Origin of the sequence: Vibrio sp. B1FIG11 (assembly GCF_905175335.1) — a bacterium.
Lineage (GTDB): Bacteria > Pseudomonadota > Gammaproteobacteria > Enterobacterales > Vibrionaceae > Vibrio > Vibrio campbellii.
Window position 1 is genome coordinate 446,753 of the sequence record NZ_HG992752.1, and the last position, 22,283, is coordinate 469,035.

The window sequence follows — 22,283 nt, forward strand, 5'->3', positions numbered from 1 at the left end:
TAGTATTTGCCTCCTTGTCTATTCGTCTGGGAATAATCCCATCGCAAGGAAGCCAACACTCAAATACCTGAGGTTACTCATGCAGCTATCACTGAAAAACTTGTCGGTACGAACGCAAGTTTTGGTTCCAGTTCTATTCACCGCGATCACTCTGTTTATTACATTGTGGATCACTCAAAACAACCTAGAAGCAGAGCAAGAATTGGTTGCTTCTAACTCCGATTCTCTCGTGTTTTACAAAGACACGCTGGCTCAAATTGATGACCAAGTTTACCCATTACGCATAAGCGCGGTTTACGCGATCTACGATGCTGCTCGTCGTGATGCGTTCCTTGCTGACCTGAAAGCGGGCGCAAAAGCCATTGATACAGACCTTGATCTTATCGATGCACGCGGTACGTTCAGCAAAGAAGCGGAGAAGGTTCGTCAAAGTATCGATGCTTACATTGATTACTCTACTCGTGCTGTTGATTTCTTTAACCGCCATGACCGTGGTTTAGTGTCGGATAACGAATACACAAACTTCATCTCAGGTTACCGCCGCGTTGGTAATGAAATGGTGGCAACCATCAACTCACTATCACAACGTGTGAATGAGATTGCGACGGAAGCAACTGCAGCAAGCGCACGTGAACATACTCGCGTACAAAACAATGCCATGATGTCGGTGATTGCGGTATTTGCATTCTCTTTGCTAGGTGCTTGGTTCCTATCTGGCATGATTGTTACGCCAATTCAAAAACTTCAAGAAGTGATGCGTAAGCTAGCAGGTGGTGACCTGTCAGTACGTGCAGACATTGATGGCGACAACGAAATTTCGCAGCTAAGCAAAGACGTAAACCAAACAGCGAAACAGCTTCACGATACGGTTGACCAACTAATGCGCATCAGTGAAGAAGTGGCTTCTGCTTCAACAGAACTTGCAGCAGTAATGACACAAGCTGAAGCGAATGCACAACAAGAATTGGCTGAAATTGAGCAAGTGGCATCGGCGGTTAACGAGCTAGCAAGCACAGCAAACAACGTAAGCGACAACGCGACATCAGCAGACGCAACAGCACGTGAAGCGGATGGTCTAGCGCAATCTGGCCTAGCGATCTTCCAAGAGAGTGCACAAGCAAGCGAGCAAATGTCTCAAGCGCTTAACGATGCGGCGCAAGTGGTTCTTCGTCTGAAAGAACAATCGGTTCAAATCAACGACGTTATTGAAGTGATTCGTGGCGTATCTGAGCAAACTAACCTTCTAGCACTGAACGCAGCGATTGAAGCAGCTCGTGCTGGTGAATCTGGCCGTGGTTTTGCTGTTGTAGCTGATGAAGTGCGTATGCTAGCGGCACGCACTCAAGACTCAACGCAAGAAATCTCTTCTATCATTGAAGAGCTTCAAGCTCAGTCTGGTCTTGCAAATGACAGCATGCAGGTGAGCCTAGAGATGCTTAACCGCAACAACGAGCTGACTCAACAAGCGAACGACGCACTGATCGGCATTACAGAATCGGTAGCGAATATCAACGACTCGAACACGCAAGTGGCGACTGCGGCGGAAGAACAGTCTCAAGTAACACAAGACATCAACCGCAATGTCGTTAACATGTCTGAGCTTGTGAACCAAAACGTAGCGGGCATTAGCCAAAGTGCGAGTGCAAGTACGGAGCTTTCTCACCTTGCAGAGAAACAAAAAGAACAGTTGAGCTTCTTCAAGCTATAAGCATTAAGTAGAAACCTTAAGCAATACAAACTGACTGAATATAACCAGAATCCCTGAGCCTCGGCTTGGGGATTTTTTTATGAAAAGTGAAGTAATGACTCAATTAACAGTAATTAAAACAGTCAGTTAACAAAAATAATGCGTGACTCAAGTCACATTTATAAATGTTAAACCAGACTTTCTAGCGTCAAATGTTTTTTGACGCGCACACATTTTTCTAACTATCCGACAACTTGATGGTTTTGACATATTCATATCGTCACCACTAATGGTGTTTTGTTCAATTTAGGCTGTGTATTCAACTTGTTGCGCTAAAAAGCGCAGCTGCTACTATGCCGCCCGTTTTCTCGTTGGTACAGAAAAGTCCTGTTTTCTGGTGAGAAAATAATGACAAAACAAAGATATGGAAAACTATAAATGAAATTGAAAACTTTAGCTGTAGCAGTGGCACTGTTAGCATCTGGATCTCAAGTTGTCGCTTCAGAACTGTACAACCAAGATGGCACTTCACTAGAAATGGGCGGCCGTGCTGAAGCTCGTCTATCTATGATGGATGGCAAAGCAGAAGACCGTTCTCGCATCCGTCTTAACTTCCTAGGCAAACAGGAAATCAGCGATAGCCTATATGGTGTTGGTTTCTGGGAAGGTGAGTTTGAAACATTCGAAAACGGCGGTGTAGACGGTAACAGCGATCTTGAAACTCGTTACGCTTACGCAGGTCTTGGCGGTAAGTATGGTGAAATCACTTACGGTAAAAACGACGGTGCACTAGGTGTTATCACTGACTTCACTGATATCATGGCTTACCACGGCAACACTGCAGCACTAAAACTGCCAGTTGCTGACCGTACAGATAACATGGTTTCTTACGCTGGCCAGTTCGAGCAACTAGCAGTACGCGCAAGCTACCGTTTTGCTGATCGCACAACAGATGTGAACGGTTTTGACGACAACGAGCAAGATGGCTTCTCTCTATCTGGTATTTACGCATTCGCTGACACTGGCTTTGAGCTAGGTGCTGGCTTTGCTAACCAAAATGACTTTGATCAGTACATGCTAGCAGCTTCTTACACTGTAGGTAACTTCTACGTTGCTGGTAACTACACAGGTATCGAGAAAGATTCTGACGATTACAAAGGCTACGAACTAGCAGCTGCATACACAATGGGCCAAACAGTGTTCACCTCTACTTACAACAAAGGTGATGTAGAAGACACTGATATTGTAGACAACCTAGCGGTTGACGTAACTTACTACTTCAAGCCTAACTTCCGCGGCTACGCGTCATACAACTTCGACCTAACGGACAACGAAGGTGCTGACGAGAAAGACGAGCTAGCACTAGGTCTACGCTACGACTTCTAAGTCGATAATGACTGAAAATATACTGCCTTATTCTTAGTCATTTAAAACCCCTTGCCAGATGGTAAGGGGTTTTTCCGTTACAGCGGTAAAATGCAGAAAAGCCGTGTTGCGTTAGCCTTTCAGCTTTAGCTTGGTGCCATCAAATTTGAGGTGGCTTAACAGGTTCTTAGCGTTAGCTTTGCCGAAATCATCAAACTCCACGCCGTAACGGGCGTAATGAACCGATTTCTGCAAGTTACAAATTCTCCCCTTCAATGGCGCAAGCATACGACCATTACCTGGCATGGTAATGTCGAGCGTCACCAGATCGCCAACTTGCAATGTTCTGCTCATTGGTGACGTCACGAATCGACAACCGCTTTTAGAGAGATCACGTATCTCACACTCTGCTCGGTATTGTTCAAACTGAAGGCGAGAGCGCAGATTCACTTCGTATCGCACTTCTTTTCTCAGCTGATATACCTGCATGGTATTAGGAAGGTTTAGTACCAATAGTGGGTAGGGGTCGCCTAAACGGTGTTTGAGCTGTGCTCGGAAAGGAATGACGGCACCTTCGCCACGATGGGAGTAAGCTTTTACGTTGATCCAAAAGCCTTCTTGAAAGTAAAACTTCAAATCCTCATCGGAGATATTTGGGATTTCAATCAGCGCGGTATTGTTAGAATGACAGCCCATAAATGTGCTGGTGGTGATGAACTTGGTACCAACGGGCGTGGTGACGTTGAGAGTCACTTCACTGCCGTGTTCTACCATTGCCATTGCATCGGTGCTGTTGAGTGTACTTGCCTGACGTTCTGGAGCGTTTCTGCTTTGTGGAGATGTTCTCTTATCTCCGGCGCTCGCGATCATATTTCTCATTATTATTGTCGTGCCTGATGTGAGAAGGTGTTACGCGCTATATTAGTACGAAGTGACTAGTGATTCGTGGGTATCATTCTAGGCAGTCGTATAGATGGTTTCAATAAAGTGAAAGGGAAAAGTGGGGAGCCGATAATGCAGAAAGTGACACAAGACACAATAAACCAAACTTTTTGGGTCGATTTAGATAGTAACCACAAAGCGAAGGTGGTTTATAAGCTGGATGGACAGGCGATGCATATCACGTCGACTTTGATTCCTGAAGAGTTACGGGGTAAAGGTTACGGCAAAGTGATGATGGAGGCCGTCTTGCCAGAAATAGAGGCACAAGGTTATCGCGTTGTACCTGTTTGTCCTTACGTGGTTAAATACATAGCAAGACACCCAGAATGGGCACATTTACTCGCATAATGGAGCCAATGATTAACCCACTATATCAAAGCATCGGTGATGAACTCGAACTCGGTTCGCTTGAACGCATTGATGTCATTCAATCGCTATGGGGTGGTTATGGTGAACTCGTTCGGCTGACTTTCCCATCTCACTCTATCATTGTTAAACACGTTCAACTTCCTAAACCCTCCGAACACCCTCGAGGCTGGAATACTGATCGCTCGCACCAGCGTAAGCTGCATTCTTACCAAGTGGAAGTGAGTTGGTATCAGCACTTTAGTCAACGGGTTGATGAACACTGTCGAATCCCTAAAGGATTAAAGTGTTTTCAGAATGAAAATGAATGGCTGATTGTCATGGAAGATCTCGCTCAGGTTGGTTATCCAAACGTGATTAAAAACGCGAGTGAAGGGCACTTAAAAGCCTGCTTGACTTGGTTGGCAAACTTTCATGCCCGCTATATTGGCGTGTGTGATCAAACCTTATGGCAAACAGGCACCTATTGGCATTTGGCTACAAGGCCTGATGAACTATCGGTACTGAAGGATGATAGGCTCAAGAAGAATGCTGAGTTGATTGATCGCACTTTGCGTCAGGCGCGTTTTCAAACTTTGGTTCATGGGGACGCTAAACTGGCCAATTTTTGCTTTGACGATGAAGGCTCAGCCGTTGCGGCAGTAGATTTCCAATATGTGGGACATGGCTGTGCGATGAAAGATGTGGCACTGTTTATGAGCAGCGCTGTTGGACCTAGCCAGTGTGCTGAGATGGAAGCTTGGGTACTGGACACCTACTTCAATGCGTTAGCTAAGGCACTTAAACACTATCAACCTGAGCTTGACGTTTCTGTGGTTGAGCAAGAATGGCGGCCATTGTTTGCAGTTGCCTGGGCAGATTTTCAGCGCTTTGTGAAAGGGTGGAGCCCAGAACACTGGAAGATTAACCCATATACGGAAGCGTTAACTCTACGAGCACTGGATTACTTAGATTCACTTTATAGCTAAGACGTAAGACATCGTTATTAATCTGATTCTTAGGGTATAAATAGAAAAGAAAACCTCCCATGGTGTTTCTGTAAGGAATCGTGGGAGGTTTTTTGTTTGGTGTGGGTTTAGTTTTTCGGTTTTCGAATGCGAGCTAGGCTGTAGGTATTGATAAACTCTCCGTCTCGGAAAGAGGCATCAACTAACTCACCTTCGATCTCAAAACCGTGTTTTTTGTATAAACCAATCGCCGCTTCGTTATCAGTATTCACTTCAATTTGGATGCGTCTTACATTCAACCAGTTATCTGCTAGTTCCGTCACTGTGCTTATCAGCGCACTGCCAACCCCTAAACCGTGGTACTTATCATGAACACCAATACCAAATGATGCGGTGTGCGAAGTTCTTGGACGTTGTGAGTGATGGAACCCAATGTTTCCTACTACCTTGCCATCGATTTCTGCGACATAGCTATACACACCAGCTGGCATGTTGGATAACCGGTCGACCCACATGGTGACGGATGGCTTCGGGAGTTGCAGGGTTTCACGTTGTGCTTTTGGTTGCGAATAAATTTCGACTAGCGCAGCAGCGTCTTCAACAGTGGTTGGACGAACGATAATTTCCATGCTTCTCTCCTTTGTAGTTATTTGGAATTAAATTCAATCTAACGAGAGAAAGTTACTTTGAATAGTCTTTTTTTATCTTTACGCTTCAAATGGCTTTTAAATTAGTATGTTACGCATCTCTAACTTTCACTTTTTATAGTGAATTATCATTGGAAATACCAATGAGAGTGATTTTTTGTTGAATTTTTGTGCTAAAGAAATTCACCTTTATGGAGAATAATGGTGAAGTTGTATTCATCAAAATAAACCCATTTTTATCAAAGTGTGAAGTTGGTATCTGCAACGAGTTGATTTTAATCAAGACAGGTTGGAGTTACCTCTTATGGGGTATGGGGAGCACGTCTTTTTAGCGCTATTTATGCTTAACTTATTTAAGAGCAATTAGAGCGTGTTTGAGGAATACAATAATGAAATCCTCTCAATCAAAAGTCTCGCAAAGTCGACGTCGATTCTTGCGGGACACTGCGCGCACCGCAGCTGGTGTTGGTGCAGCAGCGTGTGTTCTGGGGTTGCAATCATTGCAAAGCCAAGCACGAGAAACTAAAGGTGTGCCCATTCGTCCCCCCGGCGCCTTACCAGAAGGTGATTTTGAGTCCGCCTGTATTCGATGTGGCTTGTGCGTCCAAGCATGCCCTTACGACACCTTGAAACTTGCCAGCTTATTATCGCCAGTGGCAACAGGTTCCCCTTACTTCACTGCACGTGATATTCCATGTGAAATGTGCGAGGACATTCCGTGTGTCGTCGCCTGCCCGAGTGGTGCTTTGGACCATGACTTAACAGACATCGACGATGCGAGAATGGGAACCGCTGTACTTATTGACCACGAAACCTGCCTGAACTGGCAGGGTTTACGTTGCGACGTTTGTTACCGCGTGTGTCCGCTCATCGATGAAGCCATTACATTAGAAAATATTCGTAATGACAGAACTGGTTATCACGCGAAGCTTATTCCAACAGTTAACTCCGACGTATGCACTGGCTGCGGTAAATGCGAACAAGCCTGCGTATTAGAGGTTGCGGCGATTAAAGTCGTGCCGACAGATTTAGCCAAAGGCAAAGTGGGCAGTCACTACAATTTTGGCTGGCAAGACATCGACAAGCCATTAGAGAACGTCTTACCGGAAGAAACGCCGGTACCGAGTGGTGCGCTTGAGTCGCTTAAAGGAAGTCAATAATGGCCAAGAACTTAGCGCAAGATGCTGGCAAAGAAGCCATCGAAAAACTGGGATGGTGGCGTGCGCATCGTTTTCTCATTCTACGTCGATTATGCCAACTGACTATCATTGTTCTGTTTATGGCAGGGCCAACATGGGGCATTCTACAAGGCAATTTGTCTTCCAGTATGCTGCTTAATACGGTGCCGCTGAGTGACCCTTTGATTGTCCTTCAATCGCTGGCGACAGGACATGTTCCTGAGTTTAACGCTTTGCTAGGCGTTGCGATTGTATTGGTGTTTTACGCAATTCTTGCTCCTCGCGCTTTTTGTGCTTGGGTATGTCCTTTGAATATTGTGACGGATTTTGCGGCGTGGCTGCGCAGAAAACTTAACCTTAAAGCGAGCTACCGGTGGTCGCCTAATATCCGCTATTGGTTGATTCCAGCTCTAATGCTTGGCAGTGCGATTTCAGGTTCTGTGCTTTGGACATGGTTAGATCCTGTTGCTGCACTTCACCGAGGCTTAGTATTTGGCATGGGCGCTGGTTGGGTTTTGATCTTATTGGTGTTTGTGCTGGATTTATTGCTAGTTGAGCACGGCTGGTGTGGTCACTTGTGTCCACTGGGGGCAACGTACAGCGTGATTGGCAGCAAGAGTTTGCTGCGCGTGACCGCGGTTCGCCGAGAAGACTGCACAAAATGCATGGATTGTTTTTATGTTTGCCCGGAGCCGGAGATTTTGCGTCAACCATTAAAAGAAGGCGACCGTCGCGTGATGGATCAAACTTGTATGAGTTGTGGGCGTTGTTTAGATGTTTGTCCCGAGAAGGTATTTGAATTTCAAAATTGGCTTAACGTGAAGAACATCGACTAAAACCAAATGGCCAGTGTCGATAACCACTGGCCATTTTAGGAAGGGATGGAAAGTCGGCAATTAGTTCGACTTTTCGTCTTTAATGATGCCTTTTCTTTCTAGTCGCTTCTTAGGGTTAACGCGATGATCGACGCCTAGTGCTTCTTTTGTGGTATCTGCGATCGTTTCATCCAATGTACAGCGGTTTCCGACTACCTTCGTCACGCCGTTAGCCAGTTTTTTAGGGCTACATTTCGGGTCAACAATGCCAGCGTTCGCAATTACAGGAAGCAGTGACAGTAATATCACTGAAAATGCGTATTTCATCTCTTGAATCCTAATCTCTCAACTCGGTGCTAAATTTAGCATCGGCCTTGTAAAGGATTTAGGCATTTTCAAGATAGTCACTCGGGTAGATGTCTAGAAAGGTGAAAGCCTGCTCTCTTCCTTGAAAGTCAGGCTTTCTTGAGGTCGCACCTCGAGCCACTTTTTCATACTTGTTAGTGAACCAGATATTCCATACTGATAATTTGCTTCAACAAGAATGAACTTCCTAGTACTACCCAAAGAAAGGCCTTAACAATTTTTCTTCTTTGCACTGGTTTTCCTTGTGAAATTAATAGGGTTTGCGTTGCCAATCATTCGGCGATGACTTAGATAATATCGAAATGGTTTCGAATTGAATGGTCACATCCAAATTTCGTTATTCATGGATGCCTACAGGTGGGAGAGACAGATAAAAAATCCCACCTATGGAGTATTAGGTGGGTAAGGCTTATGTGGAGCTACAAGTAAGTGGCCACCAGTTAGAGTCGGGAACGTGGTGGCAACCTCTTAACGATATCGCGTTCGCTGTCTGTGAAAAAGGCATCCTAAATAACACTAAATTTGTCAATGCTAAACATAAAAACACTCAATCTGTTCACTCTAATTGAAGCGCTTTGGGTTGTACCCAAATTAAACGTAACTTCTTTAATTAGTTTTTGTTTTTCAACGAGTTGCTGCTTATGTTGTGTTGGGTTAATTCCAAACCATAGAATTGACGAGCTCATGACAAGGAGACACTGCTTCCAATAAAAATTTTACGCAGTGCCTCGAGGGGGAGAGATAAATAAAAGAGAGCTAAGCGACTATTGCTCGTTGTTTTGCGCGGCTTTTAAACGTGACTTCTCTGCGTTAATTATGCCTGGGTTCCCAATGCGAACGGTTTGGAGTAAATGCTTAATCCACATAGGCAAAGATGGGGATAAGCGATAATGAATCCAAAGACCATGTCGGGTATCTTTCAAGAATGTCGTGTCTCTTAGTAAAGCCAGGTGGCGAGAGACTTTTGGCTGGCTTTCATTCAAAGCGTTTTTCAAATCGGTTACGGTCAGATCTTGTTCATCTTCTAACAGCATCAATATCTTGAGTCGCAGCGGATCGCTCATCAGCTTAAAGAAATTGCTCGGATCCACTTGTGTGCGGTTTTCTTCACTGTTGAGCAGTAGAAATAGACTGATTCTCTCAATCAATTCTTTTGCCGTATTCTGGAAAGGTTCGACACCTTCCAGCGGTTTTGGATCGACGAGATTCCAATGTAATTGGTCAATGTCTTGGTCGAAGATTACGCATTCATCTTTGGCGTTATCACACAATGTAATGACGAAGTCATAGTGATTCTTTTCCACTTCTGCGTAGTCTTTCGAGCGAAGTCCTTCATAACTTATTTGATGCGCTTTCAATACATCAAACACTCTTGTGTCGACGTCACTTGGGTGGACTCCTGCGCTTTCGGCATGGAACATTTCACCTGCCATATGGTTGAAGATCGCTTCGGCAAGTTGTGAGCGAGCGGAGTTACCGGTGCAAAGAAACAGGACTTGTTTTTTCATCATATCAAACTATGGATTTCAGAGGCTTGCGTCAAAATGACCATGGATACGCAACAGTATAACCTTCTGAGAGTTGAACAAGAAGCACGTATCTTTCCTTGGCCTATGAGCGGTCAGGCTACGATTCACATGAAGTAAAGCGGTCATAATTTTCAACTTGTAAAATTGTTTTAATTATCATCAAATAAAATGGGAGGTAGTGAATTTTTTCTGTGTCATTTTTTTCACCTAACCTGATGAAATTAAAAGAAAGTACTAAGAAAGGTTAAATTATAATGATATTGCGAATTTGTTACATTAGGCGGTATGATGACGGCTTCATATTCTAAGGACTCGTCATGAATACGCCACAGAAAAGCTGGAGAACGCCACAAAACTTTCTTCTGCTGATTTCCATTATTGTTCCTATTGCCTTCTCCACTTGGATGGCGCTACTGAACAACTTCGTTATCGAAAAAGCCAACTTTGATGGAGCCGATATCGGTTTACTGCAAAGTGTGCGTGAGATTCCCGGTTTTCTTGCTTTCACTGTTGTGTTTGTTTTGCTGTTTATCCGCGAGCAACGTTTTATGTTGGTCTCGCTCGCCATGCTGACACTAGGCACGGCAATCACAGGTTACTTCCCATCTTTGTTTGGACTTCTTTTTACCACCTTGTTGATGTCGACTGGCTTCCACTATTTCGAAACACTGAAGCAATCTTTGTCTTTGCAATGGCTTTCTAAGGAAGAAGCGCCGGAAATGCTGGGTAAGTTCATTTCGGTTGGAGCCTTAGCCTCACTGTTCACATACGGTGCAATTTGGGTGCTGTTGGAGCAGTTGAAACTGGAATTCAAAACCGTCTACTTATTGGCTGGTGGTATTGGTTTTGTGTTGATTATGGTCATGGCGTTTGCGTTCCCAGAATTCAAAACCGAAGTGCCACAAAATAAGAAGCTTGTTCTGCGTAAGCGTTACTGGCTTTACTACGCGTTGACCTTTATGAGCGGTGCACGACGTCAAATCTTCACGGTTTTTGCTGGATTCTTGATGGTGGAGAAGTTTGGCTATTCAGCTGCAGATATTACGCTTCTCTTCTTAATCAACTACTTGTTTAACTTTCTTTTCGCTAAGCGTATTGGACGTTTCATCGGTGTCGTAGGTGAGCGCAAAGCCTTGATGTTCGAATACGTTGGGCTGATCTTTGTCTTTGTTGGCTATGGTTTAGTACAAACTGCGGAGTGGGCGGCAGCACTGTACGTGGTCGATCATCTGTTCTTCGCTTTGGCACTTGCAATCAAAACCTACTTCCAGAAGATAGCCGATCCGGCGGACATGGCATCAACGGCGGGTGTGGCGTTTACCATCAACCACATTGCCGCTGTCGTGATTCCAGTAACCTTTGGTGTGATTTGGTTGGTTTCGCCTTCAAGTGTGTTTTACATTGGCGCAGCCATGGCTGCAGTGAGCTTGCTGCTTTCTTTGAACATTCCTGCTAAGCCGGAAGAGGGAAATGAGACTCGTGTGTTGAGATGGAACTAAGTTAGTAATTACTACTCAATAGCTTAGCGCGAAAGCTGGTTTTAAAAATGGGATGCAGAGGCATCCCATTTTTGTACTCGGTTTTCAACGTGAGACCGGTTCGCTTAGAACGGATACCAAAACAGTTGAGTGTCTATAACGCGTTTGCTAATCGCTGCAGCAACAATCACGACGATGCCGGCCATACATACCATATCGGCTTTGGTCAGTGGCTTTAGGCTGTACCAAGTACGAGAAGAGTGACGGCCAAAACCACGCAATGTCATCGCGTTAGAGATTTGGTCGGCGCGATCTAGGCTAGAGAAAATCAAAGGGCCTAAGATCTTAGAAACGTTCTTCATACGGGTAAACAACGGCGCTTTCTTACTCAGTTCAACACCACGAGCTTGTTGAGCGTGCATGATGTTCACGAAGTCTTTCTTCACTTCTGGCAAGTAACGCAAGGTCAAACTGACTGCATAGGCGATTTTGTAAGGCACACCCATGCGGTTCAAACTTGCTGCAAATTCAGTAGGATGCGTAGTAAACACAAACACCAAAGCAATTGGGAACATGCTGAAGTATTTCAGTGTCACGGTGACCAGATAAAACAAGGTCTCTTGGGTGAGTGAGTAATTACCCGGGAACGACAATAATACCGTCGTCGAGCCCATGTATTCACTGCCTTGCTGCGGTGCTAATGCGAACATAAACAACGCATTAATCAACAAAACACTGCCTGTACCGATCAGTAAAGGCTTGTACACATGGAAAGGTACCTTGGTCATTTTTAACAAACCAAGACCTACAACGATCAGTAGAGCAATGATACGCAAATCAAAGGTCGTAAGTACCACCGTTACCCATGCAATGAACATCAAAAACTTGGTGATGCCATTGAGTTTGTGCAGTGGCGATTGGGTATCGATGTAGTTGATACCAAACTTCATCTTGTTGTCTTTCATGCCACTACTTTCTCAATGTTCTTAACATCATTATTTTGTGAATCTTGAGCTTCTGAAGGTTGTACATCGGCTTTGTTATCACGCTCTCGGCGCGCTTTTTCAACGTCAATAAAGTGCTGCATAAAGTCGTTCGTGTTCTCAATGCCTAACTCAGTAGCCAGTTCATACAAGCTAGTTGTCGCCAAGTTCGCTTGGTCTAACAGTGCTGGGGAACTAAACACCTCAGTCATTGGCGCGTCCGCAATCAACTTGCTGTCGGCAATCACGATGGAACGAGTGGTGTATTCCAAGACTAAGTGCATGTCGTGAGAGATGATCATTACAGTAATGCCAAGTTCACGATTAAGCTCCTCGATAAAGCTCAGCATTGATGTGTAGTTACGATAATCTTGACCTGCAGTAGGCTCGTCCAGAATCAAAAGCTCAGGCTCTAAGGCAAGAATCGATGCAATCGTCACACGCTTCTTCTGACCGTAGCTTAAGGCCTCAATCGGCCAATGGCGGTACTTGCTCAAACCACACAGCTCAAGGACTTCCAATACCTTCGCTTCGATTTGTTTCTCTTCAACACCACGGTTACGCAGGCCGAAAGCCACTTCGTCGAAAATCATGTGATGCGAAATCATATGATTTGGGTTTTGCATTACCACGCCAACCTTTTGGCTGCGCTCGAAAATGGTTAGCTCGTTTAAGTCTTGGCCGTTCAAGATCATCGAACCTTGGTCTGGTTCAATCACGCCCATCACAAGCTTAGTGATGGTGGATTTGCCGGAACCGTTTTTACCCAAAACCGAAACGAACTCGCCGCGTTTTACATCGAAGCTAACGTCTTCAAGCGCGTTTTTCTCACCATCGTAGGAATAGGTAAGGTTACGAACAGCCAAAAGAGTCTCGGCTTGCTTTTCAACGTTGGTCGCTTTTGAGGCTTCAAACCATGTGCTGACGGCGGTTTGGTATTGCGCCAATGGCAATGTGCTTAAGCTCGATGGTTTTGCATCGCCTTCAATCGCGCAGCCTGCTTCTTTCAACGCGGAAAGGTACAGTGGCTCACGAATACCGTATTCCTCGAGAAGAGGGGATGCCAATATCTCATCCGGTGTGGTATCTGCGATGATTTCACCGCTTTCCATTAGAATGATGCGGTCAACAGAGCGGTGCAGAACATCCTCAAGACGGTGCTCGATAATGATGATGGTTTTACCCGTTTCACGGTGCAGCTCATCGATAATCTCGATGGTCTTCTTACCCGTTTTCGGATCAAGGGCAGCAAGTGGTTCGTCAAACAGTAAGATGTCGACGTCATCGACTAAAATACCCGCCAAAGAAACGCGCTGCTTTTGACCACCAGATAAATCGTGAGGAGAGCGATCTAACATCTGTTCCAAATCGACCATTTTGGCTGTAGCTTTGACCAAAGGGTACATGTCGATGTTAGACATCAATTGGTTTTCCAACGCGAATGCGATGTCTTCACCAATGCTCAACCCAACAAATTGGCTGTCCGTATCTTGCAGTACGGTACCAACTTGTTCGGTGAATTGGTGCATGTCAAAAGGGGCGGTGTCTTGACCATTGATGGTCAGTTTGCCACTGGTTTCCCCTTTGATAGCGTGTGGGATCAGTCCGTTAAGACATTGGCCAAGGGTAGATTTACCACTACCACTTGGACCGATAATGACGATTTTCTCTCCTTTCTCTATCCTTAGATTGATATTTTTTAGCGTCGGTTTGTCCAGCGACTCATATCTAAAAGAGAAGTTAGAAAATTCGATTGTCATTCGACATTAAGCCTCTGTTAAGTTGCGGCTTTGCTTGTTACGTTTTGCGACAGACTTAAGAATGAAGAAGCCCACAATAGCAATAAGAATAGTGTTACCCAGCGCGATGATCGACAACTGTGTGAATACCTTAGTGAACGGTTCTGCGTACAAAATGGTGTCTAGGAAGGCTGAACAGCCATAACCGAATACGTTGCCCAACAGAGCAAGCACCACGAACAACGCGAAGTCTTTCATATTGAAGTCACCTTTCTCTAAACGGTTGCGAGTCAGAGAAGGGAAAAGACCGATAATTAAACCAACAATACCTGAACCAAGTACCCAAGTGAGCCATACGCCCCAGCCTGCAAATAGGTCGGTAACCCAGTGGCCGATAAAGCCAACCAAGAAGCCTACCAGAGGGCCGAATAATACTGAGAACAATGCCAATACCGCCATTGCTGGTTTCAGCGTCGTATTTGCAAACACAGGGATGCCAAACATTGGCAAACCGCCGATGCCGTATAGTGCAGCACCGATTGCAATAACCACCACGGTTTTAGCAGAAAGATTCATAGATAACCTCAGTTCAATTGTCGATTTTAAAGAACGTTCACTTGCTTTGTTTTGCAGCGCTGATTGTGTAACAAAGTTTGGAAACAACCAAGCTGCTTATTGTTTGCTCTATTTTTCTTCAAGAAATGTGTGACTGAATTCACGCACCTCATTGACTGGCTTAGTTTTTCAGCAAGCATCAAAAATAAGGCGCGCATTATACAGAATATTGATAAAAGTGGGAATGCTATCTGTCTGGATGGCTAGAATGAAAACAGGGGCTGACTGTCAGCCCCTGATTACACCTTGTGATGGTTTTTTCACCTATAAATTAATGGTCTAGGTATAGGTAGTTTTGCCAGCTCTTCATACGAATAAGGACTTTGCGCATGATAGATACGTGGGTAAAGCTATCGGAGTAAACGGCGACTTCAACCGCTGTACCCATCGGCAGATGATACTCTTCTAGGTCATCCGTGATTTTTAATGTCACGAACACGCGACCGCTGGTGCGCAGAGCTTCTGTTCCAAGCAGTGAGCCTCGCGCTTGGAATTGGCTCTCACCAATGGCTGGCAACACATCGACCACTTGACCTTTAAACACCTTGCCCGGTAATGCACGGAACATAAACTCCGCTTCAAACCCTGGCTCTAGACGTTGCAATGAGTTCTGACGAAACGCTGCCGTATAAAGCTTGTCTTCGGTATGGACGAAGGTCATTACTGGTGCGAGCGGCAAAGGTACAGCCATCACACCTGGACGCAGTGCCAATTGCGTTACATAGCCATCCGTTGGTGCGGTTACGACGGTTTGCTCTAGGTTGAACTCTGCTTGGCGTAACTCCGCGAGTAAAGATGCCACTTGAGTATTTTCGCCACCCACTTCAGAATCGAGCGCGATTTGCGCCTGTTCTTGCTTTGATTGCGCCACTTCTAGTGCTGCTTGCGCGGCCTTGAACGCTTGGCGACGAGTATCTAATTGTTGCTCGGTGAAGGCGCCACGATCGAAACCACGTTGGTAACGATCAAATTCGCGTTGCGCTTTATCACGTTCCGCAAGCGCTTTGATGACCGCTGCTTCTGCTTCTTGAACGCTAGACTCAAGACCAAGTGCGCCTTGGCTTGCTTCTTTTACTTTCGCTCGTAGCTTGTCTACTTCCGCTTGGAATGGAATCGGATCGATACGGAAGAGTACATCACCTTTTTGCAGCGGTTGGTTTGGTTGAACCGGAACTTCAATGACTCGACCACGAACGCCTGAAACAACAGGGGTGGTTGAGAACACTTGGTTACCAATTTGAGTAAACGGGTGGTTGTAGTTCATCAATAAGATAAGTGTACCGACCAACACCACACCACCGAGTACGGCTGTTGGCACTGTCCACTTGTTCAATGGGATATTAAAGATTTTGAAAATCGCGATACATAGCGCGGCGTAAGTCAGAACCAGTAGTAAATCCATTATTGTTCCTCCTTACCTTGTTCTTTTTGTGCTGGAGTGCTCGATGCTGGCTTTTCACCTTTCAGCGTAGAGACTTCTTTTTTCAATTCATTGACTTCATCAATTAGCTCTTCAAGGCGATGATGGATATCATGTGTTTCTTGTTCGAGTTGCTTGAAGCCCCAGCCTCTCTCTTTGCGCCACAACGTTGCCCAGATCCATAGGAATGGCCAAAGTGCATGAAGTGTGAAAAGGCTAACCCAGCCTGCGTAGTGTATTGCGTCTTGGTGAGGGTGCTCGCGCTCTTTTGCTATTTCATAAGGAATATCGTGAATCACGATGATTCCGTAGAAGATAACCAAAGCAACGAAAATGAGTAACCCAAGTGCAAAATAGTCTAGAAACATCTTACTTCCCTGTGCTTGTTGCTAAATAGAAAAACTTACGTAAATTAACTGTTTAAGTATTTGATAGAACAATAAGTGAATCAAGTTATTTATAGCTCAATTCACAGTTATTGAGAGATACGGCATGGAATACGAAGGAGTAAACAGTGCTATATTCTGGTGAGATTGCAGCGATCAGCGCTGCAATTGTTTGGGCATGTGCGACTTGGATATACAGTCAATTCAGCCATCGTTTTTCTGCCATGCAACTTAACATTGTCAAAGGGGTGATCGCCTCGATGATGATGTTGGTCGTGATTCCTTTTCTCCCCCAAGGTCTGCCAAGCCAAATCGAACCTATTCACCTTGCTGTATTAGCAGTGTCCGGTGTCATTGGTATTGCCATTGGTGATAGCGCTTACTTTTCCGCGCTAAAACGTATCGGACCAAATAAAACGTTATTGTTGGAGTCCCTTGCTCCACCGTTGTCTGGCGTGCTTGCGTTGGTATTTCTCGGCTCGGAGCTGACGTTACAAAGTTGGCTTGGTGTAGTAGTGACGACCGCTGCAGTCACTTTTGTTGTCTTTCAGCCCTCTTCAACAGGTGAAGAAACCAATTGGAGTGGTATCGGATTTGGTCTGTTGGCGAGTGTATGCCAAGCAACGGGTGTGGTGATTTCTCACTATGCATTGGTGGCAGGGGATCTTCCACCTTTATTGGGGGCATTAATCAGACTCAGCATTGGTGTGGTTGCGGTTTGTTTGGTAATTAAAGTTGTTGAGCCCGCGCCGTTCAAATGCATCAAACAGCACATTCAAGAGATGGGTAATAAGGCGATGGGATGGCTGTTATTAGCGATTTTCGTCGGTACTTTCCTCGCGCTTTGGCTACAACAAATCGCTTTGAAATACGCCAACCCAGCGATAGCACAAACCTTAATCGCCACTAGCCCACTGTTTATCTTGGTGATTTACGCTATGAAAGGTGAAAAGGTAGGAGCGAAGAGCGTGATTGGAACATTGGTCGCGCTCGGTGGCATTTCGCTGTTCTTTCTTTAAAGCATTCTCTTAGTTAGTTGAAGCAATATACAAAAACGCCCCAGTTTGAGCTGGGGCGTTTTTTATAGATTGAAAATCTGGCTTATAGCTCAGTACACACTTGGTTTCGACCATTGGCTTTCGCGCGGTATAGAGCTTTGTCGGCACGGTAGAAGGTGCGCTGAGTATTCTCACCCTCCCGATGTAAGGTAATGCCGATGGAGACGGTCAAGCCACGCTCGCCTAAGATTTCATGCCAACCAAACTGGTAAATGCGCTCGCGGTAGTTTTCGGCGTGCATTTCTGCCTTGGCAACCTCGGTGTTTTCTAGAATCACCAAGAACTCTTCGCCACCGAAACGTACACACGATGAACCACGGAACTTGAAGTACCCAGAAAGCTCCTTGGAGACGTTCACAATGGCTTTGTCGCCCACTAAGTGGCTAAGCTCATCATTGATGGATTTAAAGTGGTCAATGTCGATCACCATTAGGGCAAATGGCGTATCGTGCAGCAACAAGTCTTTCAGCTTCACTTCTAGCCAACGACGGTTGTGGAGTGACGTTAACGGGTCGGTAAAGACATCTTGTTGAAGCTGAGCAACGGTGTTTTTGTGTTGTTTAGTGGTTTCTTTGAGCTCTTTGTTCTCAATCTCTGAAAGGATCAACTTGAGCTGTAGTTCAAATCGACTCAAGCGACGCAGCTGAGCTGGGCCAAGTTCACTGATCGGAATATGTTTCACTAAATCAGATTCGACTCGGAAGGCTTTTTTCTCGTAGTTGAGCGCTTCTTTGAACAAGCCTTGAGAAGCACACACTTGGCTCATCGCGTTATAAAAACGATTCGCGATCAAAGGCGATGTTTGCTCATTAATACGCTTCCCCGTAGAAGCTAACAATAGGTTTGATAATGATTGATGACCAACTTCATTCAAACAGTAAGCCGTCTCGATCTTTACCATGGTCGAGAGCCAAACAGTATGCTGTTTACCTGTTGCGTATTGAATCTGAGAGATAGCAAGTAGTGCTTTGTTGTACTCTTTTTGCAGTCGAAGCAACTTAGCTCGGTATAAGTGAATTTGCCCAGTCAGGTTTTTATCGCTGACGAGGATACTGAGCTCTTCGCATTCGCTCAAGAGGTCCGTCGCCGCGCCTATACGTTGCAAACTGATATAACAAGCTAGCATGTACAGCTTATAGCGTAATCTCAATGAACGGCTGCCGATGGCATGGTCAATCGCATCGATTTTTTGGTAGTAACGAAGAGCGCGGTTGTGGTCGCCATACGCGTCACAAAGGTTGCCCATGCCGATGATTGCCAGAACATACTCATCGATATAACCGTATTCGACGGCAATGTTGGTGGAAGCAATGTACTCGGTGAGTGCAGAGTTATAATCGCCTTTTTCTACCAATCGGTCACTCAAGCTGGATTTGACAGAGAGGATATCCTCAACGTCTTCTGGCAGTTTAAGTAAATCGAGTGCATGACGCAGTTCTTCAATGCTCTCTTGTAGCTGTTTAATCTTACTTCGATATTCCGCGCTGATGATGTAGCAGTGCGCCTTCTCTTGGTTGGTCGAGGCGATATGCAGACGGATGTGTTCCCATAGGATTAGCGCTTCTTCACCGGCAACGGAAGAGGGATCCATGCCAGCATCAGTCACCTTACTAAGCAGTTGTTCCATTCTTCATTACCTCAATGTGGCTCTCTTCCAACTGCTCTAAGGTGAACGGGAAGGTTAGGATGTCCTGTAGATAAAGTGTTGGTTTAGGGCCAGTTAAACCACGGCGTTTCCATGGATAGATGTCTAACATAGCGCAAACGGTGCGGTAGAGCTCTTCGGCTGCTTGGTCCTTTTCTGCAATCAACATTGCTAAGCGGTCGCTGCTCAAGCGAGAGATAAGATCGCTAGATGTAGTGAGCGAATGGACCAACTCAGTACAGATGTCTAGGAAGGCCGGATCTGAGTGACGGATCATGATCACAGCATGGTTGGAGTGTTTTAGCTCGGTTTTGAATAGAACCAGTTGTTCCCACCAGTAAGTCTCTGACACCACGTTTGAGAACTGTTTCTCTGGATCGTATTCATGTTGGGCACGAATACGGTTAATGAGTTTTCGCGCGCGTTGTTCGAGTTGGCGTTTAGAGCCTCGCGCTTTGTCCATACTGACACGATGAGTTTGCTCTTTGAGCATCTTAAGTGCGTGTCGACGGTATTTTTGGAACGCTTGGAAAGCAAGCTCGTAATCGCCTTGCTCTTCGGCTACACGTGATTGTTGGAAACAAATTTGGCTGAGCAGTTCGCCGTTATCGAACGCGAGTGCTGATTGCTCGGCTAATTGCAGCAAGCTTGCTGCACTCTCTGTGTTTTTACGTAGTAATTCCAGTCTTGCACGGCTGATAAAGGAATGCGCTTTCATCCATGTCAGGTCTTGCTCTATCGCAAGCTGGTGAGCTTTTTGTGTGGCTTCTTCTGCCGCATCAAGTCGCTCTAATCCTAGCAAAGCAAGGCCTTTGAAATCCCAGATCTCTGCTTGCCAAGTGCTGTCGTCGTGATCTCTGAGTACTTCTGTTGCACCATCAAGCACACTCAACATCTCAACGAAATTGTTCAGCAAGTAGTAATCCCACGCGAGCAGGATTCGGGCTTTGCCTTCTAGCCAAGCAATACGGACATTGTTTGCCACTTTCACTGCGAGTTCATGCGTAGAGGCGGCAAGCTTGTGTTCGTTGGTGATTCGCCAAACATTGCCTAAGCCAATTAATGCTTCGATTTGGATCTCGATATCGTCGACCAAAGCCGATTGCTCTAGGGCATTAATCCAGTATTGTTGTGCAGAGTAATATTTGGCTTGTCCCCAATACTGCAAGGCGAATAAATGAAGGATCTTTGGAAGGTGATCGTCAGTATCAAGTTGAATTTGGAGGTTGTAAGCGTCTTTGATCAGCTTTAAGCCATGTCGATAATCCATGCTACACCAGCAAGCATTAGACATCGCGATAAGCGCTCGAATCTCACCATCTACAAATAGAATTTGCTCTGAACGAATGCGGCATTGTTCCGCGATTCGAAATGCTCGCTCAGGATCAGATTTTATCTGGCCTTCAAGGGCGTTGAGCTCGGCTTCGAGCTGAATTTGGCTTTTATCCAACGTTCACATCCATGACTATCGAACTGGAATTTACACCTAAAAACAAGTGGTTAGATGCGTATATCATTGCGGTGTAGAAAACAGCCACACCAATAAGGTATCGGATTCCGTAATGTATACCGCGCTCCGCGCTTATTTACCACTTCTAAATGAGTAAACTGTTAAATAATCATGATAACAATTGTTTGATCGTGAGTGGTGCGTCGGTGACTTTGAGCCTTTGAGCAGCAGTAAGTCCTTGCTTATCCTGATAGCACAAATTATGCCAAGCTCTGAATATATCTAAAAGAGGCAATATGCCTGCAGGACGCAATTTGCGACGTGGCTCGTTGATAAAGCTTTCAAACAGCAGTTGAAAACGATTTTGATAGAATTGGATATGGCGAGTTGTGGCCACATTGAACCACGATTCCGGCTCATTTCTGTCGCCAGCTAAATAACAGATACCCTTGTTGCACTCGTATTGGCTGGAGATCGCCCAGCGGTCACGCCACCAACTCATGTAGGCAATATCCACTTTGCCAAATGGCGCGTTCATGTCCCAAATCGCGTCTTCTTCGACATACATCAGATCGACGCTTTTCTCTTTAATGCGAGATAAACAAACGCTCAACGCAGCAGAGCGGAGCAGGGGATCTTGAGGCATGTAGATAGAAACACGCTTTTCAGGGCAACACATATCCAACACATGGAGGTAGTGTGCATAAGAGGTGTAAGGCGGACGAATCAATGCGCCTTTTGATGGGTAGTGGAAGACAGAAAGGTTCCCCAATGGGTCTTCTACGTTGCCACGGGCCAAGATAGTTTGGTACTTCTGATCGATGCGTTCACGTAGCTTCTTAGATGGCGTTGGTGGCGGTTCGCTTGCTTCTGCAGTGTATTCTTGCGAAACAAAACGAGACACCTCATCGTATGGGTTGTGATCCAGAACAGCGATTGGCTCATCATCAGAAGAGTAGTTCACATGCTGACACAGAATGTAGCCTGAATGCGCTTCACCCGATGCAATCCAATACACGCCATTGTTGCTGTTTGGTTGCAGAGCGACGTAGTTTGATGCCAGTTCATAATGCTTTGCATGGTTAACCCAACGAGCATCTATCGTCGCCAATTTACGGCGGCAACGGCTGGCGATATGGTCAACATGATCGTAAAAGGTTTTTGGGTTGATGCTGAGTTTACGGCAGATTTCTCGAACGGAATAACCAGTAAACAATAAGCCCATCAAATTCTCTTGAAATTGAAGCTTTTTGTTGGCACCAGACCATTTATCGACAAAGGTACTTTGACACACTTTACAGCGGTAACGTTGGCGATCGCCACTGTAACCGAAAGCGTGATAGAGGTGTTTGTGCGTGTGGACAGAAAGTCCGAAGTTGTCGCAATCATCATTACGACAAGCAGGTAACCCGTCACTATGAACGTGACGCAGACGATGAAGTTCGTTCACTACATCGCGGTTATTAAGTAAGGGGGGGGAAAGCTCCACATTCACGGCATACCATCGCCGGACGTTTAGGGTTAGCATGCTGCAAAACGTACCGCTTCGCATCACTCAATCCAAAGTTGTCACACGCCAATGTTTTACAAAAGTTGAGTTGTAACCCATCTGCGTCCCTTGGCAGTTCGCCGTTAGACACAATCGCCCCCTCGGGATAATTCGTGCA

At 45.5% G+C, this 22,283-nt stretch carries 19 protein-coding genes and 1 pseudogene; 8 read left to right on the plus strand and 12 right to left on the minus strand.

The window, feature by feature from the left end; genetic code table 11:
- Positions 1-79: 79 nt before the first annotated feature.
- Together KHO06_RS18935 and KHO06_RS18940 are read left to right on the plus strand one after the other, a co-directional pair.
- Complete coding sequence (locus tag KHO06_RS18935) at positions 80-1,708, plus strand: methyl-accepting chemotaxis protein (protein WP_212583132.1); 1,629 nt, start codon at positions 80-82, stop codon at positions 1,706-1,708.
- 417 nt (positions 1,709-2,125) lie between these two features.
- On the plus strand, positions 2,126-3,073 hold the full coding sequence (locus tag KHO06_RS18940) for a porin (protein WP_212583133.1): 948 nt from the start codon (positions 2,126-2,128) through the stop codon (positions 3,071-3,073).
- A gap of 111 nt (positions 3,074-3,184) precedes the next feature.
- Here KHO06_RS18940 and KHO06_RS18945 read toward each other — a convergent pair whose 3' ends face one another.
- A complete protein-coding gene (locus tag KHO06_RS18945; RefSeq protein WP_170926985.1) occupies positions 3,185-3,922 on the minus strand; it encodes a flagellar brake protein in 738 nt (245 codons plus the stop codon).
- Between the two features lie 144 nt (positions 3,923-4,066).
- On the opposite strand from KHO06_RS18945, the gene KHO06_RS18950 reads away from it, so the two are divergent.
- Both KHO06_RS18950 and KHO06_RS18955 read left to right on the plus strand, forming a co-directional pair.
- Complete coding sequence (locus tag KHO06_RS18950) at positions 4,067-4,342, plus strand: GNAT family N-acetyltransferase (RefSeq protein ID WP_212583134.1); 276 nt, start codon at positions 4,067-4,069, stop codon at positions 4,340-4,342.
- Positions 4,342-5,328: a phosphotransferase gene (locus KHO06_RS18955; protein ID WP_212583404.1), complete on the plus strand. Its 987-nt coding sequence runs from the start codon at positions 4,342-4,344 to the stop codon at positions 5,326-5,328. Before KHO06_RS18950 ends, KHO06_RS18955 begins: the two co-directional genes overlap by 1 nt.
- A 107-nt stretch (positions 5,329-5,435) precedes the next feature.
- Here KHO06_RS18955 and KHO06_RS18960 read toward each other — a convergent pair whose 3' ends face one another.
- The gene (locus KHO06_RS18960; RefSeq protein ID WP_010645171.1) at positions 5,436-5,936 is read right to left on the minus strand and encodes a GNAT family N-acetyltransferase; all 501 of its coding nucleotides are present in this window, start codon (positions 5,934-5,936) and stop codon (positions 5,436-5,438) included.
- 407 nt (positions 5,937-6,343) lie between these two features.
- On the opposite strand from KHO06_RS18960, the gene napG reads away from it, so the two are divergent.
- Positions 6,344-7,114 (plus strand): ferredoxin-type protein NapG, encoded by a 771-nt coding sequence (gene napG, locus KHO06_RS18965; protein WP_212583135.1) that lies wholly within the window; start codon positions 6,344-6,346, stop codon positions 7,112-7,114.
- The gene (gene napH / locus KHO06_RS18970; RefSeq protein WP_212583136.1) at positions 7,114-7,968 is read left to right on the plus strand and encodes a quinol dehydrogenase ferredoxin subunit NapH; all 855 of its coding nucleotides are present in this window, start codon (positions 7,114-7,116) and stop codon (positions 7,966-7,968) included. The genes napG and napH overlap by 1 nt, the downstream gene beginning before the upstream one ends.
- 60 nt (positions 7,969-8,028) lie before the next feature.
- On the opposite strand, the gene KHO06_RS18975 is transcribed toward napH, so the two are convergent.
- Both KHO06_RS18975 and KHO06_RS18980 read right to left on the minus strand, forming a co-directional pair.
- Positions 8,029-8,274, minus strand: coding sequence for a hypothetical protein (locus tag KHO06_RS18975; protein ID WP_212583137.1), 246 nt, complete (start codon positions 8,272-8,274; stop codon positions 8,029-8,031).
- An 803-nt stretch (positions 8,275-9,077) separates the two neighbouring features.
- The gene (locus tag KHO06_RS18980) at positions 9,078-9,824 is read right to left on the minus strand and encodes a metalloregulator ArsR/SmtB family transcription factor (protein WP_038891516.1); all 747 of its coding nucleotides are present in this window, start codon (positions 9,822-9,824) and stop codon (positions 9,078-9,080) included.
- 335 nt (positions 9,825-10,159) lie between these two features.
- On the opposite strand from KHO06_RS18980, the gene KHO06_RS18985 reads away from it, so the two are divergent.
- A complete protein-coding gene (locus tag KHO06_RS18985) occupies positions 10,160-11,341 on the plus strand; it encodes an MFS transporter (protein WP_212583138.1) in 1,182 nt (393 codons plus the stop codon).
- Positions 11,342-11,445: 104 nt separating this feature from the next.
- Here the strand turns inward: KHO06_RS18985 and KHO06_RS18990 are convergent, their stop codons facing one another.
- The 5 genes from KHO06_RS18990 to KHO06_RS19010 form a co-directional block, all read right to left on the minus strand.
- On the minus strand, positions 11,446-12,285 hold the full coding sequence (locus tag KHO06_RS18990; RefSeq protein WP_212583139.1) for an energy-coupling factor transporter transmembrane component T: 840 nt from the start codon (positions 12,283-12,285) through the stop codon (positions 11,446-11,448).
- The gene (locus KHO06_RS18995; RefSeq protein WP_212583140.1) at positions 12,282-14,063 is read right to left on the minus strand and encodes a DUF3744 domain-containing protein; all 1,782 of its coding nucleotides are present in this window, start codon (positions 14,061-14,063) and stop codon (positions 12,282-12,284) included. Before KHO06_RS18995 ends, KHO06_RS18990 begins: the two co-directional genes overlap by 4 nt.
- 6 nt (positions 14,064-14,069) lie before the next feature.
- Positions 14,070-14,618: an ECF-type riboflavin transporter substrate-binding protein gene (locus KHO06_RS19000; protein ID WP_005432209.1), complete on the minus strand. Its 549-nt coding sequence runs from the start codon at positions 14,616-14,618 to the stop codon at positions 14,070-14,072.
- A 310-nt stretch (positions 14,619-14,928) separates the two neighbouring features.
- On the minus strand, positions 14,929-16,059 hold the full coding sequence (locus KHO06_RS19005) for an HlyD family secretion protein (protein ID WP_038891523.1): 1,131 nt from the start codon (positions 16,057-16,059) through the stop codon (positions 14,929-14,931).
- Positions 16,059-16,445, minus strand: coding sequence for a DUF3302 domain-containing protein (locus KHO06_RS19010; protein ID WP_005438987.1), 387 nt, complete (start codon positions 16,443-16,445; stop codon positions 16,059-16,061). Before KHO06_RS19010 ends, KHO06_RS19005 begins: the two co-directional genes overlap by 1 nt.
- Before the next feature lie 146 nt (positions 16,446-16,591).
- Here KHO06_RS19010 and KHO06_RS19015 point away from each other — a divergent pair, with 146 nt between their 5' ends.
- Entirely contained in the window at positions 16,592-17,482 is an 891-nt protein-coding gene (locus tag KHO06_RS19015; RefSeq protein ID WP_212583141.1) for a DMT family transporter, read from the plus strand.
- An 82-nt stretch (positions 17,483-17,564) separates the two neighbouring features.
- Here KHO06_RS19015 and KHO06_RS19020 read toward each other — a convergent pair whose 3' ends face one another.
- The 3 genes and pseudogenes from KHO06_RS19020 to KHO06_RS19030 all read right to left on the minus strand — a co-directional run bounded on the left by KHO06_RS19020 (position 17,565) and on the right by KHO06_RS19030 (position 22,256).
- Positions 17,565-19,148: a GGDEF domain-containing protein gene (locus KHO06_RS19020; RefSeq protein ID WP_212583142.1), complete on the minus strand. Its 1,584-nt coding sequence runs from the start codon at positions 19,146-19,148 to the stop codon at positions 17,565-17,567.
- Positions 19,132-20,616: a hypothetical protein gene (locus KHO06_RS19025; RefSeq protein WP_182052468.1), complete on the minus strand. Its 1,485-nt coding sequence runs from the start codon at positions 20,614-20,616 to the stop codon at positions 19,132-19,134. Before KHO06_RS19025 ends, KHO06_RS19020 begins: the two co-directional genes overlap by 17 nt.
- A gap of 169 nt (positions 20,617-20,785) precedes the next feature.
- Positions 20,786-22,256, minus strand: a pseudogene (locus tag KHO06_RS19030) (lactate dehydrogenase).
- Between the last annotated feature and the right edge of the window lie 27 nt (positions 22,257-22,283).

Bases quoted from the DNA above. Each gene is read 5' to 3' on its own strand.
- KHO06_RS18935 (WP_212583132.1), top strand. From the start codon at position 80: ATGCAGCTATCACTGAAAAACTTGTCGGTACGAACGCAAGTTTTGGTT.
- KHO06_RS18940 (WP_212583133.1), top strand. From the start codon at position 2,126: ATGAAATTGAAAACTTTAGCTGTAGCAGTGGCACTGTTAGCATCTGGA.
- KHO06_RS18945 (WP_170926985.1), bottom strand. From the start codon at position 3,922: ATGATCGCGAGCGCCGGAGATAAGAGAACATCTCCACAAAGCAGAAAC.
- KHO06_RS18950 (WP_212583134.1), top strand. From the start codon at position 4,067: ATGCAGAAAGTGACACAAGACACAATAAACCAAACTTTTTGGGTCGAT.
- KHO06_RS18955 (WP_212583404.1), top strand. From the start codon at position 4,342: ATGGAGCCAATGATTAACCCACTATATCAAAGCATCGGTGATGAACTC.
- KHO06_RS18960 (WP_010645171.1), bottom strand. From the start codon at position 5,936: ATGGAAATTATCGTTCGTCCAACCACTGTTGAAGACGCTGCTGCGCTA.
- napG (WP_212583135.1), top strand. From the start codon at position 6,344: ATGAAATCCTCTCAATCAAAAGTCTCGCAAAGTCGACGTCGATTCTTG.
- napH (WP_212583136.1), top strand. From the start codon at position 7,114: ATGGCCAAGAACTTAGCGCAAGATGCTGGCAAAGAAGCCATCGAAAAA.
- KHO06_RS18975 (WP_212583137.1), bottom strand. From the start codon at position 8,274: ATGAAATACGCATTTTCAGTGATATTACTGTCACTGCTTCCTGTAATT.
- KHO06_RS18980 (WP_038891516.1), bottom strand. From the start codon at position 9,824: ATGATGAAAAAACAAGTCCTGTTTCTTTGCACCGGTAACTCCGCTCGC.
- KHO06_RS18985 (WP_212583138.1), top strand. From the start codon at position 10,160: ATGAATACGCCACAGAAAAGCTGGAGAACGCCACAAAACTTTCTTCTG.
- KHO06_RS18990 (WP_212583139.1), bottom strand. From the start codon at position 12,285: ATGAAAGACAACAAGATGAAGTTTGGTATCAACTACATCGATACCCAA.
- KHO06_RS18995 (WP_212583140.1), bottom strand. From the start codon at position 14,063: ATGACAATCGAATTTTCTAACTTCTCTTTTAGATATGAGTCGCTGGAC.
- KHO06_RS19000 (WP_005432209.1), bottom strand. From the start codon at position 14,618: ATGAATCTTTCTGCTAAAACCGTGGTGGTTATTGCAATCGGTGCTGCA.
- KHO06_RS19005 (WP_038891523.1), bottom strand. From the start codon at position 16,059: ATGGATTTACTACTGGTTCTGACTTACGCCGCGCTATGTATCGCGATT.
- KHO06_RS19010 (WP_005438987.1), bottom strand. From the start codon at position 16,445: ATGTTTCTAGACTATTTTGCACTTGGGTTACTCATTTTCGTTGCTTTG.
- KHO06_RS19020 (WP_212583142.1), bottom strand. From the start codon at position 19,148: ATGGAACAACTGCTTAGTAAGGTGACTGATGCTGGCATGGATCCCTCT.